At 37.2% G+C, this 14,542-nt stretch carries 16 protein-coding genes; 11 read left to right on the top strand and 5 right to left on the bottom strand.

All coding sequences use genetic code 11. The features are described 5' to 3' along the window. Nucleotides 1-49 precede the first annotated feature (49 nt). On the top strand, nt 50-700 hold the full coding sequence (locus F948_RS07250; protein WP_004911349.1) for a potassium channel family protein: 651 nt from the start codon (nt 50-52) through the stop codon (nt 698-700). Then, nucleotides 701-2,038: a TrkH family potassium uptake protein gene (locus F948_RS07255; RefSeq protein ID WP_004962094.1), complete on the top strand. Its 1,338-nt coding sequence runs from the start codon at nt 701-703 to the stop codon at nt 2,036-2,038. On the opposite strand, the gene F948_RS07260 is transcribed toward F948_RS07255, so the two are convergent. The 3 genes from F948_RS07260 to F948_RS07270 are packed head-to-tail and all read right to left on the bottom strand — an operon-like array spanning nt 2,026 to nt 6,677. After that, nucleotides 2,026-2,553 (bottom strand): cysteine peptidase family C39 domain-containing protein, encoded by a 528-nt coding sequence (locus tag F948_RS07260; protein WP_004962096.1) that lies wholly within the window; start codon nt 2,551-2,553, stop codon nt 2,026-2,028. The two genes, F948_RS07255 and F948_RS07260, sit on opposite strands and share 13 nt — an antisense overlap. Next, entirely contained in the window at nt 2,554-3,717 is a 1,164-nt protein-coding gene (locus tag F948_RS07265; RefSeq protein ID WP_004962099.1) for a phospholipase A, read from the bottom strand. Between the two features lie 20 nt (nt 3,718-3,737). Beyond that, nucleotides 3,738-6,677 carry an insulinase family protein gene (locus F948_RS07270; protein ID WP_004962102.1) on the bottom strand — a complete coding sequence of 980 codons (2,940 nt, stop codon included), beginning with the start codon at nt 6,675-6,677 and terminating at the stop codon, nt 3,738-3,740. A 278-nt stretch (nt 6,678-6,955) separates the two neighbouring features. Between F948_RS07270 and F948_RS07275 the strand changes: the two genes are divergently transcribed. The 8 genes from F948_RS07275 to F948_RS07310 all read left to right on the top strand — a co-directional run bounded on the left by F948_RS07275 (nt 6,956) and on the right by F948_RS07310 (nt 12,794). Continuing rightward, nucleotides 6,956-7,969 (top strand): adenosine kinase, encoded by a 1,014-nt coding sequence (locus F948_RS07275; protein ID WP_004962104.1) that lies wholly within the window; start codon nt 6,956-6,958, stop codon nt 7,967-7,969. Between the two features lie 16 nt (nt 7,970-7,985). Beyond that, nucleotides 7,986-8,291, top strand: coding sequence for a Rieske (2Fe-2S) protein (locus tag F948_RS07280; RefSeq protein ID WP_017397586.1), 306 nt, complete (start codon nt 7,986-7,988; stop codon nt 8,289-8,291). 20 nt (nt 8,292-8,311) lie between these two features. Beyond that, nucleotides 8,312-8,923: an OB-fold-containig protein gene (locus tag F948_RS07285; RefSeq protein WP_004962107.1), complete on the top strand. Its 612-nt coding sequence runs from the start codon at nt 8,312-8,314 to the stop codon at nt 8,921-8,923. Nucleotides 8,924-9,466: 543 nt separating this feature from the next. Beyond that, nucleotides 9,467-9,658, top strand: a complete 192-nt coding sequence (gene cydP / locus F948_RS07290; RefSeq protein ID WP_004911375.1) for a cytochrome oxidase putative small subunit CydP — start codon at nt 9,467-9,469, stop codon at nt 9,656-9,658. Next, nucleotides 9,658-11,235, top strand: a complete 1,578-nt coding sequence (locus F948_RS07295; RefSeq protein WP_004962109.1) for a cytochrome ubiquinol oxidase subunit I — start codon at nt 9,658-9,660, stop codon at nt 11,233-11,235. The genes cydP and F948_RS07295 overlap by 1 nt, the downstream gene beginning before the upstream one ends. Continuing rightward, nucleotides 11,232-12,377: a cytochrome d ubiquinol oxidase subunit II gene (gene cydB / locus F948_RS07300; protein WP_004962111.1), complete on the top strand. Its 1,146-nt coding sequence runs from the start codon at nt 11,232-11,234 to the stop codon at nt 12,375-12,377. The genes F948_RS07295 and cydB overlap by 4 nt, the downstream gene beginning before the upstream one ends. 14 nt (nt 12,378-12,391) lie before the next feature. Beyond that, on the top strand, nt 12,392-12,493 hold the full coding sequence (gene cydX / locus F948_RS16025) for a cytochrome bd-I oxidase subunit CydX (protein ID WP_004653762.1): 102 nt from the start codon (nt 12,392-12,394) through the stop codon (nt 12,491-12,493). A gap of 4 nt (nt 12,494-12,497) precedes the next feature. Further along, nucleotides 12,498-12,794: a cyd operon YbgE family protein gene (locus tag F948_RS07310; protein ID WP_004911382.1), complete on the top strand. Its 297-nt coding sequence runs from the start codon at nt 12,498-12,500 to the stop codon at nt 12,792-12,794. An 87-nt stretch (nt 12,795-12,881) separates the two neighbouring features. On the opposite strand, the gene F948_RS07315 is transcribed toward F948_RS07310, so the two are convergent. Continuing rightward, on the bottom strand, nt 12,882-13,412 hold the full coding sequence (locus F948_RS07315) for a GNAT family N-acetyltransferase (protein WP_026057441.1): 531 nt from the start codon (nt 13,410-13,412) through the stop codon (nt 12,882-12,884). Between the two features lie 53 nt (nt 13,413-13,465). After that, on the bottom strand, nt 13,466-14,143 hold the full coding sequence (locus F948_RS07320) for a YccT family protein (protein WP_004962118.1): 678 nt from the start codon (nt 14,141-14,143) through the stop codon (nt 13,466-13,468). Nucleotides 14,144-14,435: 292 nt separating this feature from the next. On the opposite strand from F948_RS07320, the gene F948_RS16870 reads away from it, so the two are divergent. Further along, a partial coding sequence (locus F948_RS16870; RefSeq protein WP_004958461.1) for a DUF4372 domain-containing protein occupies nt 14,436-14,542 on the top strand: 107 nt, incomplete at its 3' end.

Below are 14,542 nucleotides of genomic sequence, written 5' to 3' on the forward strand. Positions count from 1 at the left end.
GTCTTAAAATAGTTAAAAAGATATTTTTTTCATTTAGTTAAGGATTGTTATGGCACAGTTTGCAGTCATTGGTTTAGGAAGTTTTGGGGCGACTGTTGCATTAGAACTCACTAAACTGAATCATGATGTTATTGGAATTGATACGATCAAGCGCAATGTGGAAAATTTGGCTGATCAAATCACTCATGCCGTTATTGCTGACGCTACAGATGAGCACGTACTAGAAGAATTGAATATTCAAAATTGTGATGCCGTTGTTGTTGCAATTGGTGAAGATATTGAAGCAAGTATTTTGTGTGTTTTAAACCTCAAAAATTTGGGTGTAGAAAAAATTTTAGTAAAAGCTAAAACCAAAGCTCATCACACAATTCTTTCTCACTTAAATATTACTAAAATTATTCATCCTGAAGAAGACATGGGTGTTCGAGTTGCGCAAGCGCTTAACTATCCTATGGTTAGCCGTTACATGGCACTTGATCATGATCATTACATCATTAAAGTGCCTGTGCATGAGAAACTAAACAAGGTAAATCTATCAGGCATTCTCAAACAAGAACCTCATATCAAACTTTTACTACTTAAACGTGATGAACAAATTATTTATGAAATCGACTCTAGTTTTACCTTACAAACAGGTGACGTACTCATATTAGAAGGATTACTCACCCATCTAAAAAAATTATCGGGATGCTTCCTCTAAATGACCATAAAAATAAATTCGCAAAAGATATTTAATCTTAGCCCACCGACATTGCTCGCGATTGGCTTCTTAAGCTTTATCATTATTGGAACATTACTGCTTAAACTTCCGATTGCAAACAAAGGAAACTTAAGCTGGATGGATGCTTTGTTTACTGCAACTTCAGCGGTCACGATTACTGGTCTATCTGTAGTGAATTTAAATGAATCATTTAACCATCTCGGACAAGTTATAATTTTATTATTGATTCAATCTGGTGGTTTAGGTTTTATGACCTTCGCGATTTTGGCTGCTCTCAGTTTGGCACCCAAATTAGGTCTTAAACAACAAATGATGGCTCAAGACAGCCTAGGGCAAACAAGCTTATCTAAAGTTACATTCGTAGCAAAAGGCGTTGTACTTTATACCTTATTATTTGAATTGATTGGTGTAATCATCCTGAGTACATCATTTATTCCAATGTATGGTGTAGGGCGAGGATTGTATTATTCGATTTTCTACAGTATTTCCGCTTTTAACAATGCAGGCTTTTCTTTATTTGACAATAGTTTAATCAACTTTCAAAGTCATTATTTGATCTGCTTAACGATTAGTATGCTTTATACGCTGGGTGGTATCGGTTTTCTAGTACTAATTGATATAAAACAGAATAAGAAATGGAGTAAATTAACACCGAATAGCAAACTTATACTAAGCACTATTCTTGTTTTAAATCTTATCGCTTTTATTCTTATTTGGCTTTTAGAATCAAATAACCCATTAACACTTGGTCCAATGACATTAGGTGAACAAGCGATGAACTCTTGGTTTCAGGCTACTGTTCCTCGTTCATCAGGTTTTAATACCATCAATACCAGTGCAATGGAGCATAGTACCGCGCTACTTACTATGCTATTGATGTTTATTGGTGGTGGTTCTTTAAGTACTGCAGGCGGTATAAAAGTTGGAACATTTGTGATCTTATTACTTACTGTTGTTTCATTTTTACGACGTAACGAAGAAATTCGTATTTTTAATCACTCTGTTTCTCATGAAACGACCTATAAAGCTTTAGCCGTAGCTGCGATTACAGGCATGTTAGTATTTATTGGGTGTTTTACGCTTTTTCTGCTTGAACCAAAATTAGATGTTTTAGATTTGATGTTTGAAGTCGTCTCAGCTGCTTGTACGGTTGGACTTTCTCGTGGTGTGACAGGCGAATTACATGACGGTAGTTTATTTGTATTAAGCTTGCTTATGTATACAGGACGACTAGGTCCACTCACCCTTGCATATCTCATAGCAACCCCTAAAAAGAGCCGCTTGAAACATGCAAATGCGAATATTCAGATTGGATAAAAGTTTAAAGGCTGCTCGACCACGATAGCTTGCTGACAAATTTCATCAGCTTGGTATTGTTGCTCGAATACAGCCTTTGACATAACCTCAAAATGATCACAAAAACTAATTTCTTGCTCATCAATAGAATAGATCAACGACTGATTTCCCGCCCCATCTAATGTGTCATAAAACACAATAACGAATTTGCCATCTTCATAGGCTTGCTGAATCTTCTCATACGTCAAAGCAGGTCTAATTGGGATCTGAAGTTGCTTCGCCTCTAAGTAAATTTTCTTTTCAATTTCATCAATATCAGGGTCAGGAGCGGTATAGAATGAGACTTCAAATCCTAACTTTTTCAATGCCACAGCCAAAGCAATTGTAAAGGTTCCTTCGTTGTAATCATGCCGACATAATTGAATAAGCTCAGCAATATCAATATTTGATTGATATTGCTTTAGAATCAACCATACTGCAAAAACCCCACAATTTGCCTCAAGCTGCAATAATGGATCAGGAATGTCTAAACTCATTTAGTACCAGTTCATCAAAGAAACGCCAAGTCCGACATATGTTGCTCGATGATTATAGTCGATCAAGCTCTCACCATAGCCTTCAAACAGTTGTAGATGACCACGTAACTTACCTTTGATTGGAAATGCCCAATCAAACTGCACAGCCCCATGTGACTTATCACCACCTTTCAGTGAATGGCGCAACATAAGTGAAAAATCATTTTCCTTGTGTCGGTAGAAAGCTGTCAAATCTCCGCGCCCAATATAATCTTTAATATCAGGGTTGTTATCATCTTTCACATCTTCTTCAATTCGATACCAAGGACGCAGCATCAAAGCAAAATTATCTTTCTCAAAACCAAGATTGAAGATAACTCGATTCCAACTTCTTGATAATGGATCTGAACGACCATTTGATTGGTGATTCAGCGTCACACCTAATAAGCGTGCATTTAACCCTAGAAGTTCATAATTTGTTCTAAACATTAAACTCGCTTCTGGCTCATAGTTGGTTTCTCGAAATGGACGAGACTCCTCTGAGTTATAAACTTGCCAGCGTGATGATTGCGTATAACCCAACCATAGATCACCATTATTTCCGAAAATATTTTCCCAAGCTTTGGTTTTTAAGGAAATCTGGAATTTAGCTTCAGAAGAAGTCAAATTTTGCTTATCTGTTACTGTGTTATTTGGATTCGGACTCTCTGGATATTCGTTTTTATCACTTGTCCAAAAAACTGGCAGTAAATAAACAGGCTGATACGCACGAATATTCCAAACACCCAGTTTACTCTCTTCAGACAACTCCCAACGTCGATCTAGTAAAGATACATTTGGATCAAATTTCGGAGCAGCGCCAATCAGATTCAAATCGCTGACCTTTTGAACCACTTTATCTTTTAAACTTTCAGGCGGGCTTTTTTCTAACTCTTTTGATTTAACGGGAGGTGCAGCCGCTACCATTGGTTCTGCAACCTGTGGCTCAGTGACGGTTGGAGCTTTAAACATGCTGTCATAGCAAGCCAAGCGGTCTGCACTCGAACTTAATGCAACACATGCTTCGACAGTAGCTGGAGTGGCAGGTTCTGCGACTTGTGCAAAGGTGTTTGATGCAGCAAAAGAACTAAGTATAGCGAGTATACTTAGCTCCAATTGAGCACGTTCAATTTTTTTGAACGTCATAGCGGTCTCCAATTTTTCTTTTAATTGACTTGCTGAATTTCAAAACCTAAGTTTTGTAACTCCTCACGTTTAGCAAATGGAGCCACTACTGCTCTCACAGGTTTTTGCTCCAATAGATATTCTTTTGCAACTCTTTGTAAATCAGCTAAAGTAACATTCAATAATCGTTCACGTAGAAGTTTACGGAACTTTGGTGTGCGTGCATGTAGTAATGCATAACATGCCGTTATTGCCTCTCCAGCAGGTGACCCAGGCTTATCCATACCAGACACCAGTCCAAGAATTGCTTCTTCAAGTTGATGTTCTTTTTGTTCAGCATTTAATAGCCACTGGATACTCGCTTCAAAATCATTAAAGGTTTCTGCTAAACGAGGATCACGATAGCTATAGAAACGGAAAGCACAGGCATTACCATCATAGCTTGCTCCACCACCATACGCCCCACCTTTTTCACGAATAGCACTATGCAAATAACCATTACGCAAATATGCCGCTAATACCATAAGTGGAGCCGCATCAACATGTGCAACATCTACAGCTTGATAAGCGGATGCACAGAACTGAACATTTGACTGAATTAACCAAGCTTCATCATAATTTGTATCTACGTGGTCCACAGTAGTTAATGTTACGGGTTCTTTGCTGACATCTAACTTATCCCAGACATTTTGGATTTCTTCCACTAAACGGTCTGAATGATGTTCTTCACAAACCAATAAGAACTGTTTTGGTGCTTGTAAAAGCTTTCGGTGAATTGTCTTAAGCTCATCGATTAATGCCTGATAAGCTGCTTCATCATTATCGATTTTAGCCACTAAATCACTTAACCAGTTTAATGCACCTAAACCCGTATTGTGATAATCACGGCGTGCCAATGCGCTCATTTGACGTGAAGCGGTCTGCATAGCATAACTATGCCCAGAACCTGATAAACGAGATTGCCAGCGTGTTTTACGTTGTTGTAACAGCTCTATGATTCGATCTTTTTCATCAAATCTTAGTTTCTCAAATGCTAACTTCAACAATTGAATCGCATCTAATTTTTGTGTAAGTGATTTGGTCGTTAAAGTTAACCATGCGCTGATACGATCTTTATCATCAACTTTGCTTCGTAATGAAGCTCCCATACCCAAACCTCCACTGACGGCTGTTTGAATTTGTTGAAGTTCTAAATAATCATATTCTCCTGCACCAACCTCGCCCATCAAAATTGAAAGCAGATTAAAATATGGCGATTGCACAATTTCATTTGGGATTTGGATTAAAACTTGTTGATAGTAAATACCATTAGTTCCAGCGTGATAGAGATTCAATGGAGTGTCTAATCCATTTGAAATGATCTCACGTAATTGACCTTGTACAATTTGCAACTCTGCTGGAATATCTTCCAAACCAACTTTTGGTAATAAATCTAAATCATCAGGTGTATCCTGACGCTGCTTTAAAGCTTCAGTCTGCTTTTGTATCTCAATCTTCTGTTCATCATTTAGATTTGCAGTGATTTCAGCTAAACGTGCTTGTTCAGCTTGTTGTTCTTTGATTGATTTAGTGGCATCTGGTACCAGCGTCATTTGTACACGATGTGGATTATCTAACAAATGCGTTTGAATTAGATTAGATAGCCACATTGGATCTTTGAGTTCTTCTTTGACTTGTTCTATCGCAGAATCAACATCCCAAACGTGAACAGGATCATTATGGTGAATAACGCTACCTAAACCATTTAAGATCAAGCTAAGTCCGTATGGTGTTCCATCGCCATTAATTTCACGTTGATGCAATTCGATTTGATGCAATATCGCGTCGACTAAATCCGTATCAACTGGTTTAGCAGCAACATCATTCAAAACTTTTAACACACCATCACGGAATTCATTTGCGTGTTCTGGATTTGAGCCTTGAACACCACAATAGAAAGTCATTTCAAAATTACTATCATCAACCCCCATTAACGGACCAGTTGATTGTGCATATCCGCAAGTTTCCAAATAGTGGCGTAATGGTGAAGCAGAGTTTTCAAGAAGAATACCTTCAACCAAACGCATACCTAAACGTAATTTAATATCACTTGTTTCAGGCAGTAACCAAGATAAAACATGATAAGTTTTATCTTTCAAATCTTCACTATCAACCGCGTAATTCTCAATCACCTCAAGTGGAGCTGTGAGTCGCTTTTCTGGTTTTGAATATAAAGTAGTACCTTTAGAAAATTTATGAAGCGCTAAAGTTTCAAATTGCTCTTGTAAATCATAAGCACTTTGATTACCAAAGGTCATAAATACGGCATTACTTGGGTGATAATGAGTTTTGTAGAAATCAACTAACTGATCATACGTCAGATCAGGAATATCCTTTGGATCACCACCAGAGTTGTAATGATAGGTAGTTTCAGGGAATAAATGATGAGCAAGTTGATGGTAAAGTTGATCTATAGGTGAGCTCATTGCACCTTTCATTTCATTAAAAACTACACCTTTGTAAACTGCCTGATCATTTTCCAACTCAATACGAATACCCTCTTGCGCAAAATCTAAAGGATTTAAATTTGCAGCAAATGTAGCATCCAAATAAACAGACAATAAGTTTTGGAAGTCCTTTTTATTCTGAGTGGCGAATGGATATGCTGTCCAATCTGCGGCTGTAAATGCATTCATAAATGTATTTAATGAGCGACGGATCATTAAAAAGAATGGGTCACGTACAGGAAATTTTTCTGAGCCACATAATGCAGTATGTTCAAGAATATGTGCAGCGCCTTTGGAATCCATTGGCTGAGTTCTAAACGCAACTAAAAAGACATTTTCGTCGTGAGAAGTCGCCAAATGGTAATGAATTGCGCCTGTCACTTTGTGTTTATATTCAGATACTTGAATATCAAGTGCTTCTACATGGTGTTGACGTAATAGCTGAAACGCAGGATGAATAGTTTGTTTAATGCTTTCAGAAACATCGACAGTCATGAGTTCTCCAATTATCTAATAAAATGATTACAATTTATGATACTGAGTCTACCGAACAATCCCTACAGATATCCATGTAAATTACTATGTTTTTGTAGAAAAATGCAGCGAGTGACACAAAATTGATGTTTGATATTTTTTAATTCCAGTCCTTGAACATTCAAAATAATAAGCATAGAAAGCTCACCGTAAATGAAGTGAATTTTCTTCAACAAACTACTGTAATCTTGAGCATTCGTGTAAACTTTATGTTTTGATTTTTAACTGTGATGACAAACATGGCAACTGTTGATCTTTTTTCAATTGGTAATGCACTCATTGACCAAGAATTTAAAGTTTCGTATGAGTTCTTAACAGAACATGCTTTGCAAAAAGGTACGATGCAGTTGACCGATGGTGAAACACAAACAGCTCTTTTTCAACAGCTACAAAAAACGCAAACTTATAAAGGTCAGGCAAGTGGTGGTTCTGCAGCAAATACAACTGTAGCCTTCAGTGCATTGGGTGGTTCAGCTTTTTATGGCTGCCGTGTAGGTAACGATGAATTAGGTTCCATTTATTTAAATGGACTAAATGAAGCTGGGATTACAACAACAAGTAAGTCAATCAGCAATGGTGTTACAGGTACCTGCATGGTACTGATTAGCCCTGATTCTGAACGTACAATGCACACTTTTCTCGGCATCACAGCAGAATTGACTGCTGAGCAAATAGATTTCGAACCATTAAAAACTGCTAAATGGCTATATATCGAAGGTTATTTATCTACGAGCGACACAGCAAGAGCTGCTGTCAAACAAGCTCGTGCTCTTGCTAAAGAACATGGTGTTAAAATCGCCCTTTCTCTTTCAGATCCTGCGATGGTGCAATATGCACGTCAAGGTCTCGAAGAGTTAATGGATGATGGTGTAGATTTATTATTCTGTAATGAACAAGAAGCACTTATGTTCACGAATACTGAAACGCTCGATGCAGCAATTGAGGTTTTAAAATCTAACAACCAACATATCGTGATTACTCAAGGGGCAAATGGCGCAGTCATTATTGATCCTGCAAAGCAATTTCATGTTGCAGGTCGCCATGTGAATGCTGTAGACACAAATGGTGCTGGTGATGCCTTTGCGGGTGCGTTTTTATATGCAATTAACGCTGGACTTTCACTGGATGCAGCAGCACAGCTCGCAATCTTGATATCAAGTGAAGTTGTCGCTCAATTTGGTCCTCGTTTAAGTGTAGAAAATTACGCTAAACTTTTTGAACAATTTAAAAATGCTCAACAGGAATGTGCTTAAGATGGAAAAAATTTGCATGACTGAGGAAGTCCCAGAACGTGAGTCACGTGCATTTGACACCATGAAGGGAACAACCATTTTTATTACACAAAAAGATGGAAGTTTTTATGCATATCAAAACATTTGTCCACATTTACAAACTGAACTGGAATACTTAGAAAATCAATTCTTGGATCAAGATCGTGAATACATTCAATGCTCAACTCATGGGGCTTTGTTTTCAGTCGAAACTGGCGAATGTATTTCAGGTCCATGCCTAGGTGAACATCTTCAGAAGGTAAATTTGGAAGTCCACTCTGATGGTGGTATTTATATTGATTAATACGCAATAAGACTTCTGCTATGACTGAGTTTTTTCTTAATTATTATCTTATGCCATTTCACATGAGTGTTGTGGCTCTGATTTTTCTCAGCATAGCGGAAACTATTGGGATTTTTATAGGTTTACGTCCAAGTTCTTTAGTTAAGAAATTAACACCAGAATGGTTACTGAACTCACCCCTTTTAGATGTTAAATTCTCAAAATATTTAATCGTAGTGTTCCTACTGATTAACTTTAGTTTTGCCGGCTACTTTCTTGAACTATCCTTTTTTGCACTTCAACACTATTTTATTTCACCTTACTATTTATTCATTCCAGCTTTAGTCATCGACATATTCTTTACCGTTTTTATGATTCACTGTCTGGATCAGGTCATTAAACCCAAGGTTACCCACACTCATTCAAATCTTGTTGGTCGCTTAGCAACCATTTCAACAGGGAACGCGCGTCCTGGTTTTTCAGCACAAGCGCGTGTAAGAGATGAATTTGGACAACTTTATTATGTTCAGGTTGAGCCAGAATACGGTGAACTGGAGTTACAGTCTCAGGTTCTACTCATTAGCCGAAGATCCAACTCTCATTATTTGGCAAAAAAAATATCTATTTCGAACAAACTTTTTACGCCTGATTAATTTTTCATTCTTATCAAAAGCAAAACGCTCACCAAACGATCAAAAATTACAAACAGTTACAAAAAGAGCAACAATATTTGTCATTTAGATCAGCCCTCCTATCACTCTACTTTAGCTAAAAGCTCATATAGCGAATTGCATCACAATTTCAACAATAAACTCTACAATTACACTAGGTTTTAGTACTGCTTCATCATTAATTTTATTTATTTATGTAAGTAACTCTATAAGCATATGTAAATACTAGATATTTTATTATCATACTATTTTACTTGGTTTTAGATTAAATTAATTAACATTAAATCAAACCTTTTTAATCGGAAAAATATTATTAAATCACAACTGTTTTAATCAAGTTTAAAATGATAAAAACCAATTAATTTAGTTGGATAATAATTAGAATTAAAATTAATCAACAATACTCATAAATAGTTGTTTTTGATAATTTTTATTGCTTATATTTATTTAAACTATTCTAAAGGTTTATTTTTAATAAATTTTATTTAATAATGTTTTATATCTTTTAATATGAGGCTAAGTTCTATGAACACGAGTTCTCAAGATCCTAATCGGAAATTAATCCGTGAAATCACAATCATTCTTATTATTAAAGTTGTGATTTTACTTGTGATTAAAAACATCTGGTTTGATGCCCCAACAATTCCCAAAGATTTTAACAATGAAGTCGCTGAGCGTATTGCTGGCGACATGTCCAACAATCAGGAGACACGTTGATGATTTCTGAAAGCGTGGTCGATCTTTCGCGGTTCCAATTCGCAATGACCGCAATGTATCACTTTCTTTTCGTCCCTCTAACTTTAGGTCTTGCGTTTATTCTTGCCATCATGGAAACCACATATGTGATTTCAGGCAAAGAGATTTATAAAGATATGACCAAATTCTGGGGAAAACTCTTCGGGATTAACTTTGCCTTAGGTGTTACCACTGGTTTAACAATGGAGTTTCAGTTTGGTACAAACTGGGCATATTACTCTCACTATGTAGGTGACATCTTTGGTGCACCACTTGCCATCGAAGGCTTAATGGCTTTCTTCCTCGAATCCACTTTTATCGGTCTGTTTTTCTTTGGATGGGATCGTTTATCTAAAGTCCAGCATTTAGGTGTAACTTGGTTAGTGGCAATCGGTTCGAATATGTCTGCGCTATGGATTCTGATCGCAAACGGTTGGATGCAAAACCCTGTTGGTGCAGCGTTTAACTACGAAACCATGCGTATGGAGTTGGTTGATTTCGGCGCTTTGATTTTCAACCCAGTTGCTCAAGTAAAATTTGTACATACTGTTTCTGCTGGTTATGTCACTGGCGCAATCTTTGTATTGGCAATCTCAAGCTATTACCTGTTAAAGAAACGTGATTTACCATTTGCACGTCGTTCATTCGCTATTGCTGCGATCTTCGGTCTAGCATCTACACTTTCAGTCATCTTACTTGGTGATGAGTCAGGCTATGAGTTAGGTGACGTCCAAAAAACTAAACTCGCTGCGATTGAGGCTGAATGGCATACAGAACCTGCACCTGCTGCTTTCACTCTATTTGGTATCCCGAACCAAGCAGAGATGCGTACAGACTATGCGATTAAAATCCCTTATGTGATGGGTATCATCGCTACTCGTTCTACGGATAAACAGGTTACAGGCTTACATGACCTCATGAAAGAACATGAAGTCCGTATCCGTAATGGTATGATTGCTTACAGCGAGTTGGAAAAGTTACGTGCTGGTGATCGCTCTCCAGAATTGCTAGCATCTTTTGAGCAAAATCAAAAAGATCTTGGCTACGGTCTATTATTGAAAAAATATACACCAAACGTTGTTGATGCAACTGAAGCTCATATTCAGGCAGCAACAAAAGACACTATTCCAAACGTAGCAGCACTGTTCTTCTCATTCCGTGCAATGGTTGCTTCAGGCTTCCTAATGCTCTTGCTCTTCATTCTTGCAACTTGGGCTGTGGCTAAACGTAATGCAGAGAATAAACCTTGGTTACTTAAATTTGCATTATTTGCTTTACCACTACCTTGGATTGCAGCACAAACGGGTTGGTATGTCGCAGAAGGTGGTCGTCAACCGTGGTCAATTGGTGAAATCTTACCTACACATCTTTCTGCTTCTAGTGTGAGTGCTGGTGATGTATGGGGTTCAATTATCGCCCTAGCTGCTTTCTATACAGTATTGCTCATTATCGAGATGTACTTAATGATCAAATTTGCACGTTTAGGTCCAAGTTCTTTGCATACTGGTAAATATCACTTTGAGAAACTAGCTGCAAACACTAAGGAGGCTCAATCATGATCGAATATGAACTCCTAAAAATTATTTGGTGGGTTTTAGTTGGTGTACTACTCATTGGCTTTGCCCTCACCGATGGTTTCGATATGGGCTCTATGGCATTGATGCCATTTGTAGGAAAAACTGATTCAGAACGTCGTGCTGCGATCAATACGATTGCGCCACACTGGGATGGCAATCAGGTTTGGTTTATTACTGCTGGTGGTGCACTCTTTGCAGCATGGCCGATGGTATATGCAGTTGCATTCTCAGGAATGTATTGGGCTCTATTATTGGTACTTTTTGCCTTGTTCCTCAGACCAGTTGGATTTGATTATCGCTCTAAGCTAGAAAATACCCAATGGCGTAACTCTTGGGACTGGGGGCTTTGTATTGGTGGCGCTGTTCCTGCTCTAGTATTTGGCGTTGCATTTGGTAATTTATTCTTAGGTGTACCATTCACACTAGATGAAACTCTACGCTCTCAATATACAGGTAGTTTCTTTGCATTATTGAATCCATTTGCACTTATTTGTGGTTTGGTGAGTTTAAGTATGCTGTCTGCACATGGTGGCGCATGGTTAATGTTGCGCACAGATGGTGATCTCCATAATCGCTCAGCCAAAGCAACTCAAATCATGGCAATTGTATTCCTAGTATGCTTTTTGGCTGCAGGTGCATGGTTATTCTTTGGAAATATCTCAGGCTATAGTTATGCAGTGGCAGTTGATACAAATGCGGCATTAAACCCACTTGCAAAAAATGTAGTTACAAATGCAAATCATGGTTGGTTAAATAATTATTCAACTTACCCAATCACGATGGCAGCACCTATTGCCGCAATTCTTGGAGCCTTACTGGTCATTATTAGCGCAGCAAAACATAAAGCAGCAGCTAGTTTTACAGGTACAAGCCTCATGATTGTTGGTGCAATTTTAACAGCAGGTTTTTCATTGTTCCCATTCTTATTACCGTCAAGTATTGATCCAACATCAAGCTTAACCATGTGGGATGCTGTTTCTAGTCATAAAACACTGGGTGTGATGACAGTAGCTGCTTGTATTTTCGTACCTATCATTTTGATCTATACCTCTTGGTCTTACTACAAAATGTGGGGTGTCATCACCAACAAACATATTGAAGAAAACTCTCATAGTTTGTATTAATCAGGAGATGTGAAATGTGGTATTTTGCATGGATTCTAGGCGTTCTGATGGCATGTTTTGCTGGGGTACTTAGTGCACTCTATATTGAACATCACCAAGACTTAGATGAGGAATAATAAAATGGCTCAAGTCATGTCAACACCAAAGAATAGTAAAGCGCAAATTGTTGCAATGACCGTTTCCTTTTTGTTGGCATTGCCTCTTGCTGCAATTTTATTAGTTCATCCTGCACTCATGCTAGATGAAAATGGTCACTATAATCACAGCATACTCATGTTAGTCATGATTGGGATTTCAGGTGGTTTTATTCATGGTGTAGGATTTGTACCTAGATTTTGGTTATGGAAGTGGTTATTTAGCCCTTTTATCGCATGGCCTTTAATGCTTTTGGGATATTTTATTTGGTTAGGTAATTAACTAATCAATAATAAAAGAGGAAGTTAATACTTCCTCTTTTTCCACATAATGTAATTACAATTAAATTACTTTACACACACAAAACAATCACCTAATTTTTTTAGTCATTTCAACTAGACTTACTGGGATTAATGATATTCCCACCTCCGCAGTTATTGGATAATCATCAACAACACCAGTGCGATTAAATCCTCTACGTTCATAATATTCAATAAGTTCTTTACGTACACTAAGTACATATAGATTAATATTCAAAACATCGGTATAAGTGTCACGTATATATTTTTCAGCAAAACTCAACATTCGATGCCCTATGCCTAAATTTTGTAGATCGGGATCAATTGCAAATGTCCCTATTTCTACAAATTCACGCATGAGGGTCAGCCCAATGCAAGCAATTATTTTTTCTTCAAATTGGGCTATATACAACTCAAAATTTTTATTATTAAGATCAGAAATTAATTGCTGCTTAGATATACGTGCACCCTTTACGTAGTCTTTTTCTGTTGTCCAACTTCGACCAAATTGATTTCGATAAGCTGCATTAATGACTTCAACCAAACGATTTATATCTTCAATTCTTGCTTTTCTTATATCTAAGTACATTTTAATAATCATTAGCCCATAAAAAACCGATGATAACATCGGTTTTTTAAGCAGATACTAAAAAATTAATTAGTTTGACCTGCTAACCAAGCCATAAACTTTTGTCGTTCAGCTTTAGATGCTTTCTGCCATAAATCCACTAATTGCTGATCTGTAGATTTGATCGAATTTGTACTCGCAACAGTTGCAATCGGTGCTTCGATAACTTGATTTGTTGCTGCTGCACCATAAACTGGTGCTGGTTGATTTACTGCATTATTTTTATTCTTACTAGTTAAATCTAGAGTACGACTGATTAAATTACTACCAGTAAACCATGGTTGAGCTTCATTATTCGCACCTGTTTGCTGTACAACTAATTTTTTGTTTTGATCATACAAAGCAACTGTTGGTTGTTCAGCGTATTTCTTTGCAGCTTCAAAACTTTTAGGCGCATTCACTAATCCAAGTACGTAAGACTGGTTATCCTTAAGTTCTGTAGCTTGTAAAGTTACAACGCCAGATTTAACGATGTCATGCTCACCATTTAAATGCTCAAAATATTCACGATAGCGTACATTGACCGTCAAATTACCAGGATCAACTTGATAGTTATTCTTTTTTGATGCGAGAAGACCATTATTCACTTCTTGACCGTTTACAGCAAGAATGACAATTTCTTCTGGTGCAGTGATTGTAACTGCTGAAAAAACTGAACTACTTAAAAATAAACCTAAAGCAGCAACACCAACTCTTAAAGACATTAGACTCTTCTCGATATAAACTATTTATGAAACCGTATGCACTATGCTACGAGATTGTGACTATTTTATGACAATAAACCAAACCGACAGTGCTTACAATTCGGCTTTTATTAGATATACATCTTTTTTAGTGATATAAAAAATAGAACTTTAGACGAACCCATTACTTCAAAACAAAAAAGAGCACTTGAAAGCACTACTGTCCCATAGTTTGCTTTAAATAAAAAAACCTGAGTCTAAATAGTTAAAATATGAGTGCAAACAAACACTTTAACTATAAAGGACTCAGGTTTTGTCACATCAGAATACCGTATTTCATCAATTACTCAAACCCATTTTAAGACAAGATTTTGAACGTCTGGCTAAACTGCACCACTCTGGGCAAAAATTAAGATCAGC

Origin of the sequence: Acinetobacter junii CIP 64.5, from assembly GCF_000368765.1 — a bacterium.
Lineage (GTDB): Bacteria > Pseudomonadota > Gammaproteobacteria > Pseudomonadales > Moraxellaceae > Acinetobacter > Acinetobacter junii.